A 23,556-nucleotide genomic window follows, 5' to 3' on the forward strand; every position below is an offset into this window, starting at 1 on the left:
TTTATTTCTTTTGTTGGTTTTGTGAGTCTTTAAGCTGTTTTTCGTCGATGAGAAATACATAGGAGTTGTATTTCAGTTTGGCTTTGTTGGTTTTAATGAGGTTGGCTATGGATTTGGAGGTGGAAGTGAACAATTTTGAGCCGATGCTCGTGAAAAATCCCTGTCCGCCCATATCCATCTGTGTTCCCTGTACGGAGTTGCTCCCCATTTCCCGAATCATGTCCCTGAAGACGCTTTCCGGAACATAAAGTCCCTTCAAACCGTCGATATCATAGATGGAAAGGTTGACGGGAAGAATTTCTCCCTTGGTAAATACCGAGACAATCTTGAGGTCAACCCGCTGCATGGAAAATCCCGAGATTTGCCCGTAAAGGATGGAGCCTTTCTCAATTTTTCTGTTGCCGACGAAGATGTCTTCCAATAATCGGAACCGGATTCTGCTTCCCAGAAATCCCTTGTTGTTTTCATCAATGACGGCTTTGATAAAACTGTTCTCATTTTCCCTGTAGAAGGCATTGAACTCGCTGTTGATTCCCGACTTGCCGACATTGAAGGTGGAATTGAGGAACTCGTCCATCTTTTCCTTGTTTGCCTTGAGTTTCTGTTCCGCCAAGAGTTTGGCTTGGTATTCGGGATCCCTCGCTTTTTCTAGGGAATCCATGACGAGCATCTGCTGTTTCAGATATTTTACGGGGTCTTGCTGTGCATTTTGATTACTAGATTTTTGATTTTCTGAAAGTTGCTCATTTTCCTGTTTCCCATTGGACTTGTCGTTCAGCATTCGGATGATTTCAGAAGACCTCTTGAAATCCTTGTCCTCATTTTGCTGTTTTGGATTGTAATAGGAAGAGTTGCCTCCTTTTGACGCCTGCTGATTTTGTCTGCTGGAGACCGCCTTCAGTGAATCGATCTTTCTTTTCTGGTCCAAAGACAACTGGTCTTCATAACTGAGCAGACTGTCCTCTTCCTTGTCCAATCCTCCGAGCATCGTCCTGTTGTCGTCCTTCTTGAAAAAGGCGTCGTAGGCATCGTTCTTCGTCATGATGGAGTCCCGTGTTTCTCCCAGAGACAGGGAAAGTTCTTTCGGCTTGTCCTTTTTAGAGGTGTCCTCTTTGGTAAATTGGGCACCTACATACACAAAGAGCAGCAGGAACGGCAATGCCAGAAGGGGCATCACATATTTTTTTTCCTTAAAGTTGATTTTCTTAATGTCCATGTTGCAGTTCTTGGTATTGGTTGTACAAATATTCTATTCTCAGGCTGTCTTCTTTTTGGAGTTCTTTTCGGTCCCTTTTCATTTTTAAAATTTTGAGTTCATTAACTATTTTCTCCATTTCTTTCTCTTGGTTTTTATTAATTTGCTGGGTCGTGTTGCTTTTGGAATAGAGGTTTGGGGGCTTGATTTTAAATGTCGACTGGCTCGGAAAGAAAATTCCCTGTATCAGCGATCCGATAAAAGACACGGAGAGAAAAACCATCGAATGGGTGAAAAACTTCTTCGGATTTTTTGCCGCCCATTCCAATCCCTTTTTTGCGGTTTGTTTTAGAAAATTTTTCATCTTTAATAGGAATTTTTGGTTTGGTTGGAGATTTCCTCGTTGTCGATAATCCTCCAATTTTTAAGCATCACACCGTGCGGATTGTTTGGACTTCGGATGATGTCCTCAAAGTATCCTTCGGTAATCAATTTTCTTGTAATCACGGCAGACTTTCTGGTAATCATCTGCTTTCCGAAAAAGGAGAATTTCTGTTGCTCCATATTGAGCGAGATGGAATCCGTATGAATACTGACCATGGAACTGGAGGCCACAATCTGGTTGTAGAAGCCTTTTTCCTTGAGATTGGTGTATTCTTTTTTTCCGCTGTCGTCAATGAGGTACAGTGATTTTTGAATATTCTCCTTGATGTAGGCATCATCGGGAGCCAAGGTGAAAAATAGTCGGTGGAACAGTTCAATTTGGGCTTTGTATTCTACGGGTCTGTTTAACAAGACATCGGTCTGCTTTGCCAGTACCGGAACCCCGTTGTCCAAAATGTAGATGGATTTTCTTGAATCCTGAATCATCCGATAGGCAAAGAAGAAGCCCGCCAATACGATAATTACGGCAAATGCTATTGTTCCCAGCGAAACTACCTTGTTGATTTTTATTCTTTGTTCGATATTTTTGATCAGCATCTTATTTATTTTTTGTTGTTATTCATCGCACTGTTGACCATTCCCGATGCTGAACCTGATGCAGCCGATTTTGCTGCTGCTCCCGCTACGGAAGCTCCACCGGTTTTGGCTGCCAATACCGTTGTTTTAGCGGCACTCGCCATTCTTCCAGCAGCACTCTTCATCTTGGTCATCGCACCTGCACCTCCCGCTGTAACAATGGTGTCGGCAATGGTGGGCGTCATCAATACCCCGATTCCCGTCACGATATAGGCGACACAGGTAAAGAGCTGGTTGTAGATCATTCCCGAATTGCTCACATAAACCATCAAGGCATCTAAATTGGTGATGGTTCCATTGGTTAAAAGCGTGTCATACCGCTCAATCTCCATTTCATAACCCGAAGCGATCAGTTGCTGACCAATATTGATGATGGTATAGGCTACAAAGGTGTATAGGTTGATGTTGATGAACTTGGAAACCCAGCTGTACAGCGAGTTTTCAAATCCTGGAACGAGCGCCATACCTACCGCAATAGGCCCCAAAATAATGAGGATGTAGGCCCAAATTTTTTGGATGAAGAAAATAAGGTAGACACAGATTCGAAGGATGGAAAGGCAAACGAACTCGATAATTTCTGCAACCAGTTTTTGGAGCTGGAACTCCATCCGTAACTGCCATTCCTTGATGGGTTGGATGAGTTTGTCCAGTCCCTCGCTGATGTCGAACCAAGAGTCGTCGGCATCTTTGCCGGTGTTGTTGATGACGTCCTGCTTCGCATCCTCGTCGGCTTTCAGTTTGATGACGGCATCGAGTAGCTGCTGCTGTTTCTTGAATCGTTGAATCCTCAAATCATTCACTTCGGACTCAATGTCGCTGAAAATGGCGATTCCCGGTTCTGCAATGGCTTCAAAGGGTGCCTGAATCAGATTGACAAAACCACTCCAATACACCAGGGTAAATCCAATGAGGATTGGTTTGAGCATCGGGGTGATTTCCCATTCCCGGTCGCCCGCCGCCATTTGCCAACCCATGTATCCGAGATACATCAACGCTCCCAGTCCTCCGATCGCCCTTCCAACCAAAGCGGATCCGACAGCACCGTCTTGAACGCTGTTGTCCAGTTTGGTAAAGACCTCCATAAACCATTTCTCAAATGCGCCGTCGCCCTTTAGAAATTGGAGCAGGTTGCTGTAGTCGCCGTCGGTTTGGGCAAAGCCGATTATCGGCAGCAATATTGCCAAGAGGCAAAATAAGGGTGTAGTATTTCTTTTCATCACTAAAATTTGTGTTTGTATTGCTGCATCGTGTTGTGGACGATCTGCTTGTCTGAAGCGGGAGTCCAAGCCTGTGGCAACGCATAGGGTGAATGGTTTTTCAGAATATTTTTGTAGTCTAAAAGAAGCGTCGTCTTATCGTTGTGTTTCCTTAATTCCTGCACAAACCTTCTCCATTTGATAAGGGTGTCATGGTACATCAAAAAGCGTTTTCCTCTCGGCATATCCATAGATCTCGACATCGAATACTTTTCCTTGATTAAGTCCAATTCCTCCTGAAGTCTTTTTAAAGTTCCCGTGGTATTGAGCGTTTCGTAGGTTTGCTGGTTCTTCAGCCTCCATTCGATAAAGTTTTGAGGATTGTCTGGAAATTCGGTAATGGGTCTGAGCATCCTTTTGTAGTAGAGCAACCAGAGCGGGTCTGCATCGACCGTCGCCGAAGTCCAATGGGCAAAGTCTTGGACGCTTCTTTTATAGATGGTGTCGGATGCCGCCTTTATCTTTTTTGCCTCTTCCTCTTGAAATTTCACTTGGGCAAAACGCTGGTTTTGAAGTCCCGTCGGTTTTAGCGGTCGGATATCTTCTCCATCCTTATAATCCCTGTTTCTGCTGGGAGCCCACATTCCCCAAACGGTGGCATACGCGAAGTTGGTCTGAATCCCCAAAAGGTATTTTGGATAGGGACGCCAATCGCCCCAACTCTGGAACACCATCCTTTTGTGCTGGGCTACGATGGAGGGGTCGTTCAAACGCTTTACGGTAAACTGCCCGAATACGCCGACTGCTGTCAGCAAAAGCGGAACGAGGGCAAATTTTTTAACTAATTTTTTCATCTTTTTAATTGAATATGTATTTGTATTTCTGGATAATGTCTCCGACAATCGCCCTGTCGATATTGAGGTAGTTTCTTAGCACTGGAACCTGGTACAGGTACGGAATCTTCTTGGCGTTTTCTAACCGCAATATGATGTAGAGGATGTTTCCATTGATGTTCCGAACTCGGGTAAACACCTTTTCAATAAGCATCTCCCTGTCCATCGGATCCATCAGGAAATCCTTGTTCTCGTTCAAAATATCCTGCGTGACTTCCTGCTTGAGTTTTAAGGTCTGTTTGCCGATTTCGACATAGTATTTGGAAACCAAGACGGCATATTCTGGATGTTGCGCCGACAAGTCCAGCATTTTGTTGGAGTTGTTCGCTACCTTTCCCAGATATTGGTACAGATAGATTAACTTTTTGCTCTGCGTGAGTGCCGAGTTGACATTTTTTAGTTGTTGGTAGATGTATTCCTGAATGGCGATGACCTGTGCAGTCTTGTTTTTAATGTCGTCGTACAGTTCCTTCTGTTTTTCATAAGAGTTTAGAAATGCCTGCTCGCTTCCCAGCCTTACGCCGTGGTTGGTGGTCATCTGCACCAAGAGTTTGTCGTTGATAACAATCTGCTGTCCGCTTACAAAACCAACAGAAAAAAACAAGATTCCTCCGATAAATAGTTTTCTCATTTTTAAAAGGATTTGATGTTTTTCATAATGTTCTCGACCACCTGTTTGTCCCGATTCACATAGTATTGAAAGGCTCTTTTGTTTCGTAAGACTTTTGCCTTGATGTCCCGAATCTTTAAAAGCATATGGGTAGAATTTCTGCTCAGCGTCTTGACTTCTCCCAAGGCATAATCCAATAAAATCTTGCGCTCCGACTTTTCCATCTGGTTCATTGCCCCATAGGAAACCACAATCCCGACAATCAGCCTCGTCACCATTTGCAGATCATCCACAAACTGAACCTGTGAAGGCAGAACCGCGATGATGGAATAAGGTGCGGTACTGATTTCATGGATAATGGCTTGCTGGTTTTGGGTGATTTTCGTAATCTCCCTGCTCATCGCAATTCCTGTGGGAATCGCTTGAATGGCGAACGATACGATTCGAAGTCTGTCCTGAATTTTGGTCACCTTGTCCTTGAAATTGTTCCACTGGGTTTTGTTGGCGGTTTCCACCGTGGCATTGGCAATTTGGTTTTTCCGCATCTCCTTCTGCCTCTCGTTTTCATCCATCGTCGCCTTGATTTCTAGGTTCATCATCGGAAAGGATACGTTTTCCTGCTGCCAAGACGGCGTGGAGCCGCCACTGGATGAAGTGAGCACAAAATAAATCAGCAAGCCCCCAAACCCCCGAAGGGGGCTTTTTAAAGCGTTAATTATGGGATGTTTCATTTTCATCTTATTTTTTTACATTGTTCCCCTTTGGGGACAGGGGCTAGAAATTTCTTTTGTATCGGTTCATAATATTTTCTACAATTCCCTTGTCGGTATTGATGTATCCTGCAAATGGATTGATGGAGTTCCAGAATCCCAAACGATTGGCTTTTTCCAGTCTTAACTTGATTGCCAGAAGCCAAAGCTTTAGGTTTTTGACATTCTCGGAAATGTTGTGCAATATCTTGTATCGGTCTCCCGCAGTGGCAAGGTTCAGCTCTCCCGAGGCGAGGATGTCGGAGACATCAGTCACTATTTTTATACTCTGTTCATAGGTTTTCTGTGAAGCCTTTACCCCGAAAATGGCATATTGTGGATGTGCCGATGCCAACTGAACTACCTGCGATGAATAATTGTAGCATTTGTTGAGTTCCGAATAAATCTCCTTCACCTGGATTCCGTTCTGCAAGGTTCCCGAAACTTCCTTCAGACCTTTCAGAATCTTATTCTGAATATCGTTGGCAACCACCATCTGGGTTCCCACCCACGCTTGGGCATCCTTCAGTTTGGAGGTTTCATCAATCACATCGTTCTGCTTGGCTTTCAAGTTTTCTGAATAGAGGATCATCGCCGCCGTTACCGTCGGGTCGATGTAGGTGTTTTGGGAGAAGCCCCATGTCCCCCAAAGGGGGAGAATCAACAGGAAAAGCCTCCTCCAAACCCTCCAAGAGAGGGAATTTATTGAAAGTCCCCTTTGGGGATTTTGGGGCTTATACTTTTTCATATTCCTCGTGTTTTTGGTTGATTAATTCTGAAAAATGGATATTTCGGTTTTCCAATTCCTGCGAGATGATTTTGAAGATATTTTGCCCTTTGTGCGTCTTCTTCATCATCCTGTAATAGGAAACCACCTTTTTGTCCAATGGCTTTTGATAAAGGTTGACGAGCGATACCAAGTTTTCAAGGCTGTCTCCGAAATTTTTCAAATCGCCTACAATTTTTTGCAAAGCCTCGTCGTAGTTTCCGTATTGTTGGACATAGTATTCGACTGCGGATTTTTCTGGTTTTTCCGTGGTGTAGGTTAAATACTGCTCCAAGGAAACCTCATTGCCGTGCACTTCTCCTTTGGAACCCCGCTTCAGATAAAATTCCTTGAAACGGCTTCTTCCAAATTTGTTGTTCAAATTATTGATGGTGAAAATCTTGTTTTGTTCCACCTTGTTCAATGAAAGCAGTGATGCAATCTTGTCGAAGTTGTCCTTGAACTTGGTCTGATCCAGCAATATGAAGGTGTCCGAGTTATTAATAATACTGTCTTTTACGACGGCATTTCCGATGATGTCGTCCAATTCCTGGGTAACAACCACTGCTTCTCCCCAAAATTTCCGAACCGTCTTGTAGAGATAGAGAATATATCCGCCCATCAGTTTGCTGGCAATCGCCTTCCATGCTTCCTCGATGATGAGCGCCTTTCTTCGGTCTTTTCGGAGACGCATTTTCTGGATGAAGGTATCCATGATAATGAGTGTCACGATCGGAAACAGTTTCGGGTTGTCTTTCACATTGTCGATTTCAAAGACGATGAATGGTTCGTCAAAGAGCGTGTTGTCTGCACTTTCGTTGAGTGTCGTTCCATATCTTCCGCCTTTGTAGAAATCCTTCAGCACGAACAAGAATGTCCTTAGATTAAATTCCTTTTCGGTGATGTGGTGTTTCTTATTGTTCAGGTAAAGGGGCAGAAATTTATCGCAGTAGTCATAGAATCCGTTGAAGGAAAGTTCTTTTGCCTCCAATTTTTCTTCGAGCTCCTTAATTTTCTTGATGATGGTTTTTCGGAAGGACTCGTTCCATTCTTCCGCCGTTTTCGGCTGCCTGATAATCTCGTTGGACTTGATGAGGATGAGTTGCGTCTCATTGTAGATTTTTCTCTTATCTTCATCGTTCAAGGTTTCATAAGCTTCGTAAACCTTGTAGAATTTTTCGCTGTCGTAATTCGGGTTGTTCATATTTTTGTCCGGATGATATTCGATGGCGAGTTTTCGGAAAGCCTCCTTAATCTCGTCAGAACCTGCATCGAAAGCGATTCCCAAAATATCGTAATAGTTGTACTGTCCGTTCGACTGGTTCTCAAAATCTGAAATAATGTCTTCCTCGTGGATGTTGTATTTGTTCAGATAGAGAATGAGTTCCTCCGAGGTCTTATGCTCATACCACCTGGTTCCCGAATTGAAATATTGGTGGTAATACGACATCAGCACATTGTCCAAAATAGATTTTTGTGCGGACGACATCGTGGCATCGGGACCTTGCCAAATCAGGAAAATCAAATTGGTCAAAAATTCTATTTTTTCGATGTTGAACTCTTTCTTGTTCATCAAAAAAGGATTCATGGTGATTGGTTTTTCTTCAGTGTATTGGATGTATCTCCCGCCTTTGTATTTGCAGGTTCCCGAATAGGAATCTCCCGTGTCCACAATGACCACGTCATAATTGTAGGTCAGGTATTGCTCAACGATATTGTTCATCAGGAAGGACTTTCCAGAACCTGACGGACCGAGGACAAACTTGTTTCGGTTGTTGATTCTTCCTGTCTTCATCGGCAAGTCCGCCGGATCAACTTTCAATGGAACGCCTTGTCGGTCGGTAAAACGCAGATAAAAATTGGATTCCTCGTTCACGGGGTAACTTTCTTTAAAAAAAAAACACAAGGCCGCTTCGCTTGTCGTCATAAATAAATCGTATTCCCGAAGTTCCGTGGCATTGCCTGGAATGGCGGAGCGAAATAGTTCGAGCTGGTTGTAGGCGTTCTTGGAGACGATAATTCCTTTCGTAAAAAGCTTGTTCTCGATCATCGACTGTATTCCTTCCATTTTTTCCAGTGTATGTGTTGAAAATATTAGGGAGAAATGGGCATTGACCACGAGTTGTCCGTCGATGGCGATATTGTGGAGAAGCGTTTGGATTTCTTCCGCAATAATGGCGTTGGATGGAGAGTTGTTTGCCGCCCCCTCGTGCTTCTTTTTCTTTTTGTCGAGTTCCCGCTGTTGTTGCGCCTGCAGAGGAATGGTGATGACCTGATTGTAGATGATGGTTTCGTAATCCTCCAATTCGTTGATGAAGGTGAAGTTGTCCACCGCCGTTTCCGAGGCTGCTCCGTTTCCTCCCAATATGGAAAAAGGATCTATTTCTGAAGGCAGGTCGATATTTTCGACATCCACATAGGAAATATTTTTGACGAAGCGGTTTCCGATTTGGAGATATTCGTTGGTACTTTTGATATTGTCAAAAACCGGGGTTTCCGTAAACTGCATCGACAATACACCCGAAATGTAGTATTCAAAATCTTTCTCATATAAAAATTGGGGTTCGCAACCGCTCTGCTTCAAGAGCATCAACACCTTTTGGCATTTGTCGCGAAGTTCCTTGTAACTTTTTTCGGAAAACTGGTAGTGCTTGTTTTTCTTCTTGAGTTTGTCGTCCACAATGTCCGTAAACAGGAGTACCGTTTCGATGGTTTTAAATAGTCTTCCGTCAAAATGCTCGGAGTATTTCTGCTGGAGGAACTGGTTGGAGGATTCGGCGGTATATCTCTTTTTGGAAAAGATGTCGAGTTTTTGAACGATTCTTCCTTCGCCAATAATGGATACGACTTGATTCAGCACGGTATGGAAGTTCAGGTAGTTGTCTGGGTCGGCGGAATACTGTTCCACAATGTTCTTAATTCTGATGCCGATAATCGGATTCCCGTACTGTCCGAAGAGGACATCAAAATCCCATCCAAAATCCTTTCCGTAATCGTAGCCGATGAAGGGAATGTCAAATGCCTGTTTCTTTGTCTTTACCATCTTTTAAAAATCTTTTGTTGTTGAGTTTTTTTGGAAAAATGAATATCTGGTCAAAATTTTTGGTCTTGTCGTAGAGTCCGTTTTTGTCCTGCTTCTTGAAAATGAGGTAGACACCTCCTGCGGTTACCAATAAACCTAATAATGAACCCAGCAATCCGAATTTGGATAAGATGAGTGCCGCAACCACACCTGCGCCGATGACGGCTACCGCATAAATGATGTATTTGCCTTTGAGTCCGAAGAATACAAGGGGTTTTTTGAGCCCCTTGTACAGGTAGTATCCCATCTTAAGCAAAGAATGCGGTTACAAATTCCGGAACCACGATAAGGAAGATCATCGCACCGCCGTAGCCGAGGATTTCTTTGTTGACATCCTGGTCGCCGTTCGTCCATTTGTTGTACACCCTCAATCCTCCGATAAATCCTACGAGTCCACCGACTGCCTTTAATATCAGCTTGATGGGGTCCCAATAGTCCTTAATGTCGGAAGCGGCATTGGAGATGGCGGTCGCTCCGCCCTGCGCAAGCATCGGGGTCATTGCCAGCATCACCAAGGCAAGGGTTAGAACTTTCTTTTTTGTCACGTTTTTTCTGATAAAATTTTTCATCATTTTTAAAATTTAGGTTAGTTATGTATGGTAAATTGGTTAAATCGTCGAGTGGTAAACCTTTTGTCCCTCAATATTGTCCACCAGTTTTACGTTGGTTTCAGAAAGGTTGACAAATTCTTTCCATTGGTCTTTCTTGCTCTGTGCATCATTTTTTTTCTTGGAAACTATTGGCTCAATAATTTCTGGCTTTTTGCTGATTTCCGTTTGCTGTGGCGGATTTTCATGGTGTTTGGTTTCGGGCTGTTTTGAGCTGGTCCCATCCAAATCCTCTTCCTCTTCAAATCGTTTCCTCAATTCTTCCAAACTGGGATTGTCTTCAAAATTGTTCTGTCTTTGAATCGGAATGGGTTCGCTTTTTAGGAATGATTTCGGGGTTTTGAGATTTTCCACATCCTCGATGCCGATCAAGGTGGGTTCCTCATTCTCCGCCTGTGCAAAGTCGCCGAGTGAGTATTCTTCTGCAACATCGGTCTGAACGGTTTTCTCTTTTTTTAGGAAAAGGTCGTAGACGATATTTCCGGCATAGTACAGAAAGTAGGCTCCTAAAAGGATGAGTGAGTATTTTAACATAATGTATTGATTTGAGGTTTGTGGTTTATGGATTATTTTTTTCTTGTCTCTTTTGTCTCTCGTTAAAGCGCAACTTTTTTGACCTCGCTGATCTGCTGTATAATTTCGTCGAACGGCTTCTTTACGGCGTATTTTTGCTCGTAGGTGAGTTTTCTCGTGTCGATGGTTTGGAGGCAGTTTCTCTTGAACACGGGATTTTCTAGTAGAGTTCCGTATTTTGCCAACTCGATATCCATTTCCTTTTGGTTGAGATATTTGTAGCCCTTGTCGTATTTGGAGCGGATGAAGATTCTTTCCGCCTCGCTTTCCAACAAACCCAGAAGATTTTTGAATACCAAGGTTGATTTTACGGACACATCGGAATACTCAAAGGGAATGATGATGAAGTCGCTGTACACCAAAACATCGCTGTATCTCTGGTCCAGTGTTCCCGCCAGATCGAACAGGAACAGGTCTTTGCTTTCTTTCAGGTCGACAACCTGTTCCAAGTCCTCGAAAGGCGGCTCATCGTCATCTTCGCCAATGACTTCCACCTCGTAGAGTTTGGGCAGTTCCGAGTCCGCATCCTCCCTCCATTTGTTGAAGAAGGATTTTTGGTAGTCGAAATCAAACACCTTGATCTTCCTTGTAGAAATTCTGGAGAGATAGTTGGCGAATGCGATGGCGAGGGTGGTTTTCCCTGTTCCGCCTTTTTGGGTGGCAAATGTGATGATCATTCTTATGTTCTTTTTTTATTTTTGCGTCTTTTTCTTAACTCTTCTTCGGCAGGGTCTCTCCCTGTTCCTCCCGACGGTTTGGTGAATTGGAAAATCAGGTCGTCTATGGTTCTATCCAGTTCCTTGGAAAGATTTTCATCTCTACTTTCCGGTGTCAATTCTTTGCTTGGATTGAGGAATTTTTGATAGGCATTCTCTCCAATTAAGTTTTCCAATGAACCCACATAATGCAGTTTGGAGTGGACGGCATAATATTTTCCATCTTCCGATTTTATGAGGTGGACATCCTTGTTATTCTGTGTTTCGACATAATCCTTTACCTCGTTTTTTATGGCGTTGAAAACCTCCCTGTTCTTTATTTTCTTAGACTCGAAAAGCATAAATTCTATTATAGCGTTTTCGGGATTCTGGCGTTTCAGATGCTCCATTAATATTTGTTTTGAAAAACTGTCCGCCAGATTATAGTCCTTTAGACTTTCAAAAAGTTTCTTGTCAATTTTCTCATCGGTCATCTCAAACAGGTCGTCCATCTTCATGATCTCACTTCCCTTGAACACCTTTCCCGATTTGTGGTCGATGATGCTGTATCCGAAGGGTTTCTGTCCGTCCTTGTGGTGGAAGACCACATCCAGTCCGTAGATGTCCCGCAATTTTTTCTGGAGCTCGCTCTCGAACTCTATCTTGGGTTTCCAATGGTCGCTGTGCCTTTCTTCCGGTAGCAGTGATTCCTGCGCCCTTCTGTCCTCTACCTTGAAGACTTTATTGGAACAGAGGTCTTTGTATTTGCTCAAAATGGCTTTCAGCTGTCTCATTCGTCCGTTGTCCGAATTGGGGGTAAAACTGATTTGGTTACCGTGGATGGTTTTAAGTTTTACCCCGTTCTTCAGAATGGAAAAGTCATTTTCATCATTTGTGTCTTTAGTTAGTTTGAACCCGCTTCTTTCAAGCAGGAGTTCCAGTTGGCTGAGTGAAGCAATTTGATAGTTTAGCAGTTTTTCTAATTTTTCCTCGGAACTTACTCCGTATCGTTTTTCTAGTGTATCTGCCAATGCTTTTTGGGCTTTCAAGCGTTCGTAACTGTCGTTGATTTTCTTTCCGGTCTGCTTGTCAACCCTTGTGGAGACGATATGGACGTGGTTGTTCTCGGTGTCGCTGTGGTAAACAACTATGAACGGCTGTTTTCCGTAGCCCATTTCCTGCATGAAGTCTTTGGCGATTTCGGTGATTTCTTCCTTGCCATGATTCTGATATTTTGCAGAAATGACGGCGTGGAACTGTGGTTTCTTTACCTTCTCATTTTTTGAAATGGATTTGAAGTAGTCCCGAACCTGCTCCGGACTGCTTTCCCCATTGATGAAGGAGGGAAAGTTTTTCATCAGCATCAGTTCTCCTGTTCCTTTCTCCATCTTTTTGTCGTTGTACTGAACGCCGTGAAAATCCGAGCCTGAAGCAGGAATAATCTTGACAATCATTTTGCGAGCATTTCATAGATCTTTTCGAAGATTTGGTTTTGCTGCTTCTTCAATTTGGCGATTTCTGAAAGCTTTGCGGTGAAGTTTTTCAGTTCTGATTCCGAAATAAACTTTTGTCCGTTTGCAATTTTCGCTACCTGGTTGATGTTGGTCTCTATCTTGATGAAGACGTTGTCTTGTTTTTCAATGAACGCCAGTATCTGTCTTCTTTCGTTGTCTAAAATTCTGTTCTCAACTGATGCCGTCAGTAAGTCGGTCAATGTGAGGTTTCTGTCTTTGCATATTTTTTTCCAGTCCTGTTTTTTGGTTTTGGATATTCTGAATTTTATGTAGTCTTCTTTTTCCATTAAGGACTTTGTTGAATCATCAATTAGGGCAGATAAGGCTTGATCCAGTTGGAATATCCTTGAACTTCTCCGTAGGTGTAGTAGGATGTGGACATTGCGTTTAGGGAGGTTTGCGGAATCTGGATGCTGTAATTCTCCAGCAGGGCTGGAAAATATTGCGTGGAATTTTCCGTATGCAGTAAGACAATCTGGTTGGGAATGTATCCGATGTCGCTGTAGATGCTCGCAATGCTGATGAAGGCGTTTCCCGTAATCGGTGCGGAATCAGAAGACCTGTACATCTGAAACCATACATTTACAATTCCCTGTACTTTTCTGAACAAAACCGCTCCCTTTAGTCCTCCGAAATTTTTGGTTCCGATGGTGTAATATTTTGAGGAGGTAAGATAGGCGTGGCTATTTCCCGAATAGTTTACAGGGGCGGACCAAGTTGAAGTTGCTGTCAGTGCGGCGGTGCTGTTGGGATCGAAGGTGAGTACAATTCTGTATTCGACAGGCTGTTTCTCCTTTGCGAAATTCTGCCATACGTTGCCGTCAAAATAATACATTCCTGATTCTGAAATATTGATGACCTGCCCCGAAAGATTGGAAGCCGGAGCGGTGGCAAATACAACCGCACCTTTTTTTGCCTGTGTGTAAAACTTGTTCGCCAACTGGTCGCCCGTTATCCTTGGAGGAATAATCCCGTCATGATGTGAGGTGTCGTTTGGTTTTCCTACTACATCAAAAGTAGTTTCGGGTGTCTGTGTGTTTATTCCGACCTGCGCATTGAGGTTGATGGCAAAAAGTGTCAGGAGAACATAGAGGGTTGCTTTCATTTTTTTGATTAAAATTTCTGTTGCAAAATTGGGACATCAAATCCGTGAAAACAATAGTGTTCATGGGGCGTGGGCTAAATAAGAACAATTTAGACGAGTTTAGATTCTCCGAAGATTAAAAAAGAATAATTTAGACGAGTTTAGATGCTTGAACCAGATTTGGTGATTAAAAAAAACAAGTTCCGCCGTTTTTTCCCCTTTTGCAAAAAGGCAAGACCGTCTTTGTCCCAAAACTTGAAAAGTTTGTGGGTACAAAGACACATCTTGCAACAAAAGTTTACTGATTTTTTTAGAGGTCTGAAAAGGTTCCTCGAATGCTTATATTAGGGTTGTTTTGCGGTTTTTTATGATAAAGTTGCTTTGGAAGGAAAAAAACATGGAAAACGGGGAGAATTGAGGTGTAACTTTTCTACCCACGTTTGCGAGTAGGATGTGGCTGATTTACGCAGGTTGCATGATAACCTGTAGCTAAATTACCCAACTTATTGAAAAAGATAAGTTTATTTGGTGCAGGTTTTGAAGGAAGGTGTGTCTTTTTATCATTGAAATTTTTGTCAGAATGCTTATCATTTAGGAAAATGTAGGGTGGGTCTATTTTACCCAGGTTGATTTTGAACTTGTGTCTATTTTTCGCAGGTGGTTACTTTGGGAGTGCATATTTAACAAAAGAATCGGAAGGACTGAAAATTCTGTAGATGATTATTTCAGAGTTATTTTTTAGATTTTAGTTTAGATAATCTTGGAATTAAAAATAATGAAAAAGATTCTCTTGGAAATGGGCTTTTTTACGCGGCTTTGTGATTGGGATGTGCCCAATTTACGCAGGTTGAAAAATTGCCTGTGGTTAAATCAGGCAGGTTTTTGAAAAAGATGACTTTATTTGTTGAGAATTTGCACTAATAATGCACGGAAATCCCTCGTTTCTGTAAGAAATCTTAGCATTAACAATTATTTTTTTAAAAAAAACATCAAGCTTGATACCCCAACAATTTCCTAATTTGATAGAAAAACCTTTCAATTAGCCTTAAATCCTCGGTGACAATCTCGGCACTTCCTTTGAGCTCTCTGTCAAATGGCAACTTTTTCCCAAAAGAAGTCCGCAATCCTTTTGGAAGCAAAACGTCAACATAATAGTTCCCTTTATCATCTGGAGTAAGAGAAATGTTTTGGACCTTGCCTTCAACGATTCCATATTCTTGGTATCGGTAATTATCAAGCTTTACTAAAACCTTTTGATTTGGTTTAACTTTACCGGAATTCACTGATGGAATCAACATCCGACCAACAACTAATTCCTTATCATTGGGTAGAACAGACATCACAATATCACATGGTTTTACAAATTGGTTCTCGCCCCAAAATTGTTGGAAACTAACTACTCCTTCAGTAGAAGAAATAATGAGATAATTTTGTTCCCATTGTCTCAGTGATTTTCTTAGCTGTTCAAATAATTGGAGCGTTTGGGAGCTGTATGTAATCTTATCTTTCTCAGTATTTATTGATGCACCGCTTTTGGTTTTATTTAGATTTGAAACCGCTTCCTGCATCTGTGACAATGTTATATTGATATTTTTCAAATTTTGTTCTGCCTGTAGAAATTTTGTTTTTTCATTTTCTAGTTCCATCGCGGCAATTACACCTTGATTGAACAATTCTTGGGAGCGCAAGTATTTTTTTTGGTAAGGTCAAATTTTGTAACTTCTAAGTTCCGCTGCTGTTGTAATGTAGCAATCCTTGCCCTGTATTCCCCAAGACTTTGGTTTGCTGCAATATTTTCAGGAGCATAGGGCTTAAGACGAGTAAAAAGTTTTTCATCCTGCAATGCTTTTGCAAAACTATTGTATTCTCCCTGTATTTCGCCAAGTTTGAAGGTTGATGCCTGTTGAGTAGGGAAGTAGAGAACTTGTGATGATGACATTGAATCAACTATATCTTTTAGAGCTAGAATATCCTTGTAATCAGCAGCTGACTGAAGCACCATCATGACTTGATTTTTATTTACAGACTGATGATCTTTCACTAAAATTTTTTCAATTTTAGAATTTGTTCTTGCTTCAAGTTTTTCAGGTGGATTTTTGGAAGTTACGACTATGGGGGCAGGTATAAACTCAGGATATTTAATTACATAACTCATCAAGAGAACCATCAGGAGAATGACGAAAATTACCGTGTTTCCCCATCGAATCATCCAATGTGGCGGCTGCGTGAGAATATCCTGCACGTTTTCTGAACGTAGTTCAAGATTGTCTAATATGTCTTTTTCCTTTTCCAATTTATTATTAAATTTTAAAATGTCCCAAATACGTCATAACAATATCCAAACTCTTTGTATTAACTGTGGAGCCATCATGAATACAATTATCTGTTGGAGCTATATAGTTGGTCCTTAAATCCTCCGTAGATTTTTTTTTTGTAGCCATTTCATGAGTTTTTAAAAGGTTAATAAAAACAAAGTTACTAAAACGGCAAATGGGAAAAGCTACCGGAGGTTTAGTTCAACATCTAAGTTCTTGTTGCGTGTGAAGAACGAACAGTGATACCCTATTTAACGGAAGCTTCGGGAGTTTTTTTTCAGCATTATGGGTTTATCGGCGAAGGATTTTAGAGATTTACAGAGGATTTCTGGAAGAACCTCTTTTTTGGGTCGGTTTAGGCTTTTTTAGTTAACTTTACAAAGTGACAGATTTATGCGGTTGTTAAAGCTGCCGAAGCTTTAGTTCAGCGAATCTTTAAGTTATTAATTTCTTTAAAAAAATAGAAAAATCTATAATAAATCTGTTATTTCTCCAATTTATTTTTGGTTTTAAATTGGATCTATACTGTGGAAGAAGTGATGTAAGCAGGGAAGAACAGTCGATTTAAAAAAATCTATAAATGTAATTGTCCGGCAAATGAGTAAAAAAAACTTGGTTGATATCATAGAATTTTCAGAAGAGTTATCTGAACCAATTAAGACACTGAATTACGAGTGGCTTGAAAAATATTTTCGTATAGAAGAAGGTGATGTTGCATCACTTTCAGATCCCCAAAAGCATATCATAGACAAAGGCGGCCATATTTATTATGCTAAACTCAATGGTGAAATTGTTGGTACAGCCTCACTGTTAAAGAAAAGTGAAACGGTTTACGAATTAGGTAAATTGGCTGTCAGCGACAAAGCACAGGGACACGGTATTGGGACAATATTGATTGAACATTGCTTAAATATTGCCAAACAAAAACAAATAACGATACTTATTTTATACTCAAACACAACGTTGCAATCGGCTATTCATTTATTTAGAAAATATGGGTTTGAAGAAGTTGAACTTGAAAGTGGAGTTTACGAAAGAGCAAATATCAAAATGGAGAAACACTTTTAAACAGGAAAGAACAGCCGTTTTAGAAAAAAATTATAAAGAATCCAGCGGACTTTTTATCCTGGACTTTGAAAGGTCTGTCACATGCGTGTAGATTTGGGTGGTTTTAATGGAATTATGCCCAAGGAGCTCCTGAATAAAGCGGATATCGGTTCCTGTTTCCATTAAGTGAGTGGCAAAACTGTGGCGCAATCCGTGAATACCGACTTTCTTGCGAATGCCTGCCTTTTCCATCGCCTTCCTAAATACCGCCTGCGCAGACCGTACAGAATATGCCTCGCCTTCTTTACCCTCGAAAAGGTAAACCTTTGGGCGGTAGCTCAGGTAATATTCCCGCAATTCGGGCAGTAAGCTTTGGGGAAGTACGGCGATGCGGTCTTTTTTACCTTTCCCCTGTTCGATGCGCACCAGCATTTCCGCACTGTCGATATCGGAAAGTTTTAACGCTACCACTTCACTCACACGGAGCCCCATGCCGTAACACACTTTCAGAACAAGTGAATGTTTGAGATTTAGTGTGGCAGCTATTATTTTCTTGATTTCAGCTTTGCTGAGCATTTTGGGAAGCAGCAGCTTTTTCTTTGGGCGCGGAATGTCGAAAAACATTTTTTGGCGGTGGAGCACTTGCTCAAAATAAAACTTTACGGCATTCATGCGGCTGTGGATTTCGCTTTCCGAGAGTTTCAGTTTTTCGTGGCAGTAGAGGAAATAAGACCGCAAACGTTCGGGAGAAAGCTCCTGCACGGGATAACTTTTTAGGATGTAGAGCAACTGTGCAAATTCTATGCTGTAAGTGCGTAAGGTATTTTGACTGTACCGCTTCAGCAGGAGATGTTCCTGGAAACGCTGGAACTCCGGCAAATTGACAAGGTGAATTTTGGAGAGTACTGCCTTGCCGGTTATTTTCTCGGGCAGCCCAAAAAGTTTGCGGTAGTGCCTGTTATCGGTAACATACCATTTTTTTTGTGAGGCGGACCACCGTGCTTTTGTGTGTTCGCGCAGAAAGGAAATGAGCTGCCGGTCTTTTTCAAACTGCACCAAAATAACGTTGGAGCCGTTGTGAGTTCCGGAGGAAAACTGAAATCTTTTGTCTGAAAAATCCATACCACCACTGCGTATTTTTTATATATTAAAAAAAGCTAAAATCAGATGGCGTTGGATGTTATCCGCCGCCAATAATTTAAAATACGCAATCCAAATATAGCTATAAAATATTAATATACAAATACTTAATAAAGATTCAAAAAAAATTACGATTTTATGATGCTTGATTCATAAATATTCATATATTTGAGTGTTAGCCGTCATTCTGAACAGAAAGCGTGTTAATATCAATTGCCAAACCTTTTTCAATCAGTCCGAAAATGTCAAAATGATGTTTAAATAAATAATTACTTTGGTAAAGTTTCAAATGTCCTCTGGGTGAATTTTTAATTTCATTTATTCTTTCCCTATCTAATTCACAGTCTCCATCTTGTAGATTATCCCAATAAAATATTTCTGTAAGGTCTGAAAGAGGGCGAAGGATTGGTTTCCATCCGTAAGATTGATGTCTGTCGCAAGTCTCTTGCGTAAACTGCATCGCTGCATAATCGTGAATCCTCACGTTGCTCGACGGGCAATGTCTTTTAAGCCCATATGGAAGATAAGGAGCTAAGTGTTTTAATTCTAATTTCATAATATTTTATACTTTTAAGTTAATAAGAACGAACGGCTAACACAGTATTGCAAAAAGCGGGGTTGAAGTTATCCGTAGTTCGTTTTGTTTGTTTTAGTTAGTTTAGTTTTAGTATTTCAGAAGTGCATTTTTAGCCCCGCCTTCTGCAATACACAACCGTTAGCTGTAATTGTAAAACCAACAACATTTCAAATTTTTCTCATGACTATTTTTCGACAAATTCTAAATAATCTAAAAGTAATTTCTGCAAACAATAACATTGAAAAAGTCAAAGAAAAATTTATAGCTAAACAGATAAATATTAATCAAATTCCTGAACAACTCGAATTGTTACAACAAAATAAAACTGAATTTGACTTTATTGGAATAACTTCAAATGGTGATGATTGTATTTATTTTGCAAAAAATGATGGAAATTTTAATATCGAATATGAAGCTGTTGAAAAAACTCAACTTCCTTATTTGGAAAAAATGAAAAATTTTGCCACAAAAAATAATTTTCAATTTACAGAAGAAAAGAATGACGGAATTCCATATTTCACGATATTTACAAATAGTGATATAAATGAAACTTTAAAACTTGCAAAACAAATCCAAAGCGAAGTTTTTGGAAATAATAATAATAACACAGAATACGAAATTGTGCCTTGAAAATTACAACTACAGCTAACATTGTATTTGCAAAAGGCGGGGTTGAATATATAATAGAAAAACCCGATGCATTTAGTCGCAACTTGCTTTTCATATTGTATTTTTTTGTAATTTAACAATCTGAAAAAGCAATTTGCTTAGTTCGGTCGAAATTGAACTTACAGTTAAATTTAGCCCGCCCTTCGCAAATACTTTTTCCGTTGGCGGTAATTTTACCAAACAGAATGTTGAAAATAAAAAAGTATAATCCGATGAAGCTATAAGTAACTGTCCAAAATAAACAACGTAAAACTTTTTCATTGCTTTCAAAAAGTAGTGAAAATTTCTATTATCAACATTTAAAAATTAGAAAAATGACACAGTTACAAATGATTGACAAAACAAAATATATAGCGCAACAAGACGAAAATGTTTCCGCCGTTTTTATGTATGGTTCATTTACCAAAAACGAAGGAGACAAATATTCTGACATCGAATTTTACATCTTCTTGAAAAATAAAGAAAATTTCTCGACAGAAAAATGGGTAAATCAAATTCATCCTTTGGCTTTATATTTTACAAACGAATATGGAAGTGAAGTTGCTATTTTCGAGAATATGGTCAGAGGAGAATTCCATTTTTTAAAAACGGAGGAAATTGAAATTATCAAATCTTGGGACGGAATTGTTGAATTTAGCGATTTTGACCAAATGAACCTAACCGACAAAGATGGACTTTTAACGAAAACGCTTAATCAAATCAAAACGAAATCGCCCGAAAGAATAACAAATGAAAATATTTTGTGGTTAAGCCAATCATTACTGAATGTTGTACTGACAACAAGCAACTTGATTAAACGAGAAGAATTTGCTCACGCTCATCACAGTTTATCAAATGTGCAGAAATACTTGCTTTGGCTTATAAGAGCAAGAACAAGCAAAACGCAACATTGGGAAAGTCCGACTAAAAGTCTCGAAAAGGACATTGACACGATTTGGTATTCAGAGTATAAAAAAGTAACATCAGATTTAAATCCCAAAAACATCGTTTTGGCTTTTGAGAACTCATTAAATTTATCGGAAAAACTATTTGATGAACTAAATATTGAACCCAAACTGAAAGAAATCCTACACAAAATAAGATAAAAAAACTACCGCCAACATCGGTTTTGCAAAAGAGCGGGTTAAGTGGTTAATTCAAGGTTTGTGCATTTAATCCGCAAAACCATTTTTTATTTGCTTTTAAAATGTAAATTAGCAAATAGAAAAAATGGTTTTGCTTAAGTTAGTTCAAAATTGAAAGTTTAGTCTTTCTAATCCGCTCCTTCGCAAAGCCGCAAAACGTTAGCTGCAAGGCTACACAACAACGCTAATAGACAAACATCCCTTGAAATAATAGGGAGCTGACCCGATTAAGGTGTCAGCCCCTACTAAAAAAAATCTACTCAACACCTAACTGTAATTTTGCAGAACTAAGATGAATTTCATCTTGTGTTTCTAAAGCAAAATATCCATAAGCTAGAGGTGCGGCAGCAGCTCGTTCAACTGCTTGTTCAAACAGTTTATCCCATACTTCTCCACCTTGTTTTTCGTATGCCGAAATTAAATTTTTCAGACTTTCTTCACCGAAAACAGTAACGTGACCTGAAAAATCTTGTGCTATATCGCTGACTTGTGCAGTTGACCAATCAATAATTCCACAAACTTCTCCATTATGATGAGTAAGTGTATGACCTGCATACAAATCACCGTGAATGAATTTTGTAAAATTCGGCCATAAGGCATCATTATCCAGCCATTTTTGGTACCGAAGTTCTAATTCGGCATTTATCCCTAATTCAGATTTCACCAAAATCAATCTTTCAGAAATCTCATTTCTAACCTGTTCAGGTGTCAAAACTTTTAGATTATTACGAAGTACTTCTTCCGTAGGAATTGAATGAAGTTCTATAAGTGCTTTCGCTAATGATGGTATATAAAGGTCGTTTTCTTTAGACATATTCCAGGTTACTTCATAAGTCTCCGCATCATAAGTAAGTGCAGGTTTTCCATCGAGCAAAGGATAGGCTACCAGTTTTTCATTAGCTATACGCCAATCAGGAACTTGAACCGAAAGGTATTTCGACACCAATTGAAGAATGCGTTTCTCATTCGCAATCTGTTCGCCTAAGGTTGTTCTTCTTGGAATACGCAACAACCACTTTGTGCCATCCCTATCTGTAGCGAAACCAACCTTAAAATCAATTCCCATTTCATTAAAACTCATTTCATCCGAAAGAATTAACCCATTTCTTTCCGCTAATTTTTGAATATCTCTATTTTTCATTTTTTTAAATATTTTTGATTTTACCTAATTGCATTAAGTTGCGAGTGCTAAACGAAAGAATACCCACAAGGATTGCCAAACAACCGCTTATGATAAACGTAATGTTTACACCAATAACTTCTGCAATCAGGCCTGTGAATAATAAACCGATTACACTTGGCAAAACTGCCAAACTATAATAAAGTGAAAATACACGTCCTAATTTTTCAGGACTTACCTCTGTTTGTACAATTGCTGTAAAACAGCCATTGAAAACAGACAGGCTGATACCGCCAATGGCTGTTACCATCACAAATCCTACAAACCAACTTGCAGGTAATACACCACTCAAAATAAATGTAAGTCCCAATAATACATACATAACATTGACTGCGACTACTTTTGAGCCTTTCAATTTGAAAATACTCAGGATGACACCGCCAATAAGCATACCTCCGCCCCAAACCACTTCTACAATTCCTATCTCCCATTTTCCTCCTGCAAAATGCCCTGTTGTGAGCAACGGAAACATAATGGCAGCTGGCATTATAACAAAGGTTATCGCCATTGCATAAAGAAAAAGATAACGCAAACCTTTGTTTTTTGAAACAGTCTGAAACCCTTCCGAAAATTCTGTAGCAATAGAATGTGCAGACGATTTTGACTTCGCAACCACATTGGGAATTTTCACCATCACGAGTGAAAGAATAGCCAGCAATGCTCCAATCAAATCCAAGTACAATACTTTTGAAATAGGAAGATAAGCAATGGCTAATGTGCCAATGGCAGGACCACCAATACTGCAAACCGAATGTAACACCTGATTAATTCCTGCTACCTTTATCAATTCATTTTGGGGTACAATCAGCGGAGCAATTGCCTGTAGTGCCGGAGCGTGAAAAGCATTACCAACAGAGCGTAAACCCAATAAAATGTATATCCATATAAGATTAACATTTTCATTTTGTAAAATGACGAGTAACAAAAGGGCACAGAGAGCTATAAAAGCATCCGAAAAAATCATTACATATTTACGATTGAGACGGTCAACATATACACCTGCTATTAAGCCTATCAATGCTTGAGGCAACATAGCTGCTATTCCTGCGTAGGCTAAAACTTCGGCTGACTTGTACTCCAGACTAAGCCATATAACAATAGCAAACTGAACAGCATAACTTGTAAGCATTGAAGCAAACTGTCCAGCCCATATAAACATATAGGTCTTAAACCATTTACGGTTTTCCATAAAAACTTGATTAAATTATACAACAAAATAATTGTAGCATAATACTAATAGAGTACTATACCATAAAAGTGGGTTTTGAAGAGAATTACCCTAATAATTATTTAATCCAAGGCTTTGCCACGTGTTGTATACTTTTTGGAAGTGAAGCCACAAAAGTACAAATTATTATCTCAAAAAATAAGCTATTTTAGCAAAATTAAGCCCAGCAGCTAATAGCTAAGTTTTCGTTGCGTGCGCAGCACGAACAATGAAAACCCTGTTGAACGGAACCTTCGGCAGCTTTTGGTTGGGTATTTTCCCACACTATGGGTTTATCGACAAAAGATTTTT

The 23,556-nt window shown here is 40.2% G+C and carries 25 protein-coding genes; 3 read left to right on the plus strand and 22 right to left on the minus strand.

Annotated features, from left to right (window positions below; genetic code table 11):
- Position 1 precedes the first annotated feature (1 nt).
- The 18 genes from traM to OK344_RS12760 form a co-directional block, all read right to left on the minus strand.
- Positions 2-1,210, minus strand: coding sequence for a conjugative transposon protein TraM (gene traM / locus OK344_RS12675; RefSeq protein WP_024565599.1), 1,209 nt, complete (start codon positions 1,208-1,210; stop codon positions 2-4).
- Positions 1,206-1,559 (minus strand): hypothetical protein, encoded by a 354-nt coding sequence (locus OK344_RS12680; protein ID WP_024565598.1) that lies wholly within the window; start codon positions 1,557-1,559, stop codon positions 1,206-1,208. The genes traM and OK344_RS12680 overlap by 5 nt, the downstream gene beginning before the upstream one ends.
- 2 nt (positions 1,560-1,561) lie before the next feature.
- A complete protein-coding gene (gene traK / locus OK344_RS12685; protein ID WP_024565597.1) occupies positions 1,562-2,176 on the minus strand; it encodes a conjugative transposon protein TraK in 615 nt (204 codons plus the stop codon).
- A gap of 5 nt (positions 2,177-2,181) precedes the next feature.
- Complete coding sequence (locus OK344_RS12690; protein ID WP_029738611.1) at positions 2,182-3,432, minus strand: TraJ family protein; 1,251 nt, start codon at positions 3,430-3,432, stop codon at positions 2,182-2,184.
- Positions 3,433-3,434: 2 nt separating this feature from the next.
- On the minus strand, positions 3,435-4,265 hold the full coding sequence (locus tag OK344_RS12695; protein ID WP_265145116.1) for a hypothetical protein: 831 nt from the start codon (positions 4,263-4,265) through the stop codon (positions 3,435-3,437).
- A gap of 4 nt (positions 4,266-4,269) precedes the next feature.
- Positions 4,270-4,935 carry a hypothetical protein gene (locus tag OK344_RS12700; protein ID WP_024567401.1) on the minus strand — a complete coding sequence of 222 codons (666 nt, stop codon included), beginning with the start codon at positions 4,933-4,935 and terminating at the stop codon, positions 4,270-4,272.
- Positions 4,936-4,937: 2 nt separating this feature from the next.
- Positions 4,938-5,645 carry a hypothetical protein gene (locus tag OK344_RS12705; protein WP_024567402.1) on the minus strand — a complete coding sequence of 236 codons (708 nt, stop codon included), beginning with the start codon at positions 5,643-5,645 and terminating at the stop codon, positions 4,938-4,940.
- Positions 5,646-5,688: 43 nt separating this feature from the next.
- Positions 5,689-6,411: a hypothetical protein gene (locus OK344_RS12710; protein WP_024567403.1), complete on the minus strand. Its 723-nt coding sequence runs from the start codon at positions 6,409-6,411 to the stop codon at positions 5,689-5,691.
- Positions 6,398-9,472: a TraG family conjugative transposon ATPase gene (locus tag OK344_RS12715; RefSeq protein WP_024567404.1), complete on the minus strand. Its 3,075-nt coding sequence runs from the start codon at positions 9,470-9,472 to the stop codon at positions 6,398-6,400. Before OK344_RS12715 ends, OK344_RS12710 begins: the two co-directional genes overlap by 14 nt.
- The gene (locus tag OK344_RS12720; RefSeq protein WP_024567405.1) at positions 9,444-9,758 is read right to left on the minus strand and encodes a hypothetical protein; all 315 of its coding nucleotides are present in this window, start codon (positions 9,756-9,758) and stop codon (positions 9,444-9,446) included. Before OK344_RS12720 ends, OK344_RS12715 begins: the two co-directional genes overlap by 29 nt.
- Position 9,759: 1 nt before the next feature.
- Positions 9,760-10,083 carry a DUF4134 domain-containing protein gene (locus OK344_RS12725; protein ID WP_024567406.1) on the minus strand — a complete coding sequence of 108 codons (324 nt, stop codon included), beginning with the start codon at positions 10,081-10,083 and terminating at the stop codon, positions 9,760-9,762.
- A 36-nt stretch (positions 10,084-10,119) separates the two neighbouring features.
- Positions 10,120-10,653 (minus strand): hypothetical protein, encoded by a 534-nt coding sequence (locus OK344_RS12730; RefSeq protein ID WP_024567407.1) that lies wholly within the window; start codon positions 10,651-10,653, stop codon positions 10,120-10,122.
- A 62-nt stretch (positions 10,654-10,715) separates the two neighbouring features.
- Complete coding sequence (locus OK344_RS12735) at positions 10,716-11,369, minus strand: ParA family protein (protein ID WP_024567408.1); 654 nt, start codon at positions 11,367-11,369, stop codon at positions 10,716-10,718.
- Positions 11,370-11,371: 2 nt separating this feature from the next.
- Positions 11,372-12,841, minus strand: a complete 1,470-nt coding sequence (locus OK344_RS12740) for a relaxase/mobilization nuclease domain-containing protein (RefSeq protein ID WP_024565586.1) — start codon at positions 12,839-12,841, stop codon at positions 11,372-11,374.
- Positions 12,838-13,188: a hypothetical protein gene (locus OK344_RS12745; protein WP_024565585.1), complete on the minus strand. Its 351-nt coding sequence runs from the start codon at positions 13,186-13,188 to the stop codon at positions 12,838-12,840. Before OK344_RS12745 ends, OK344_RS12740 begins: the two co-directional genes overlap by 4 nt.
- Positions 13,189-13,211: 23 nt before the next feature.
- Positions 13,212-14,006 carry a phage tail-like protein gene (locus OK344_RS12750; RefSeq protein ID WP_024565584.1) on the minus strand — a complete coding sequence of 265 codons (795 nt, stop codon included), beginning with the start codon at positions 14,004-14,006 and terminating at the stop codon, positions 13,212-13,214.
- Between the two features lie 968 nt (positions 14,007-14,974).
- The gene (locus tag OK344_RS12755; protein ID WP_265145117.1) at positions 14,975-15,631 is read right to left on the minus strand and encodes an HlyD family secretion protein; all 657 of its coding nucleotides are present in this window, start codon (positions 15,629-15,631) and stop codon (positions 14,975-14,977) included.
- Positions 15,632-15,639: 8 nt separating this feature from the next.
- Positions 15,640-16,278, minus strand: a complete 639-nt coding sequence (locus tag OK344_RS12760; protein ID WP_214649541.1) for an HlyD family secretion protein — start codon at positions 16,276-16,278, stop codon at positions 15,640-15,642.
- A 619-nt stretch (positions 16,279-16,897) separates the two neighbouring features.
- Here OK344_RS12760 and OK344_RS12765 point away from each other — a divergent pair.
- Complete coding sequence (locus tag OK344_RS12765; protein ID WP_024565583.1) at positions 16,898-17,368, plus strand: GNAT family N-acetyltransferase; 471 nt, start codon at positions 16,898-16,900, stop codon at positions 17,366-17,368.
- 30 nt (positions 17,369-17,398) lie between these two features.
- Here the strand turns inward: OK344_RS12765 and OK344_RS12770 are convergent, their stop codons facing one another.
- Both OK344_RS12770 and OK344_RS12775 read right to left on the minus strand, forming a co-directional pair.
- Positions 17,399-18,469 (minus strand): tyrosine-type recombinase/integrase, encoded by a 1,071-nt coding sequence (locus OK344_RS12770; protein ID WP_265145118.1) that lies wholly within the window; start codon positions 18,467-18,469, stop codon positions 17,399-17,401.
- Positions 18,470-18,662: 193 nt separating this feature from the next.
- Positions 18,663-19,043: a hypothetical protein gene (locus tag OK344_RS12775; RefSeq protein WP_265145119.1), complete on the minus strand. Its 381-nt coding sequence runs from the start codon at positions 19,041-19,043 to the stop codon at positions 18,663-18,665.
- Between the two features lie 201 nt (positions 19,044-19,244).
- On the opposite strand from OK344_RS12775, the gene OK344_RS12780 reads away from it, so the two are divergent.
- Together OK344_RS12780 and lnu(H) are read left to right on the plus strand one after the other, a co-directional pair.
- A complete protein-coding gene (locus OK344_RS12780; protein ID WP_265145120.1) occupies positions 19,245-19,694 on the plus strand; it encodes a hypothetical protein in 450 nt (149 codons plus the stop codon).
- Positions 19,695-19,993: 299 nt separating this feature from the next.
- A complete protein-coding gene (gene lnu(H) / locus OK344_RS12785) occupies positions 19,994-20,818 on the plus strand; it encodes a lincosamide nucleotidyltransferase Lnu(H) (protein WP_265145121.1) in 825 nt (274 codons plus the stop codon).
- A gap of 295 nt (positions 20,819-21,113) precedes the next feature.
- Here the strand turns inward: lnu(H) and mph are convergent, their stop codons facing one another.
- Positions 21,114-21,998 carry an Mph(E)/Mph(G) family macrolide 2'-phosphotransferase gene (gene mph, locus OK344_RS12790; RefSeq protein ID WP_078213155.1) on the minus strand — a complete coding sequence of 295 codons (885 nt, stop codon included), beginning with the start codon at positions 21,996-21,998 and terminating at the stop codon, positions 21,114-21,116.
- A gap of 4 nt (positions 21,999-22,002) precedes the next feature.
- Positions 22,003-23,226, minus strand: coding sequence for a macrolide efflux MFS transporter Mef(C) (gene mef(C), locus OK344_RS12795; protein WP_085286200.1), 1,224 nt, complete (start codon positions 23,224-23,226; stop codon positions 22,003-22,005).
- Between the last annotated feature and the right edge of the window lie 330 nt (positions 23,227-23,556).

The sequence above is a fragment of the Kaistella yananensis genome (assembly GCF_026107505.2).
GTDB lineage: Bacteria > Bacteroidota > Bacteroidia > Flavobacteriales > Weeksellaceae > Kaistella > Kaistella yananensis.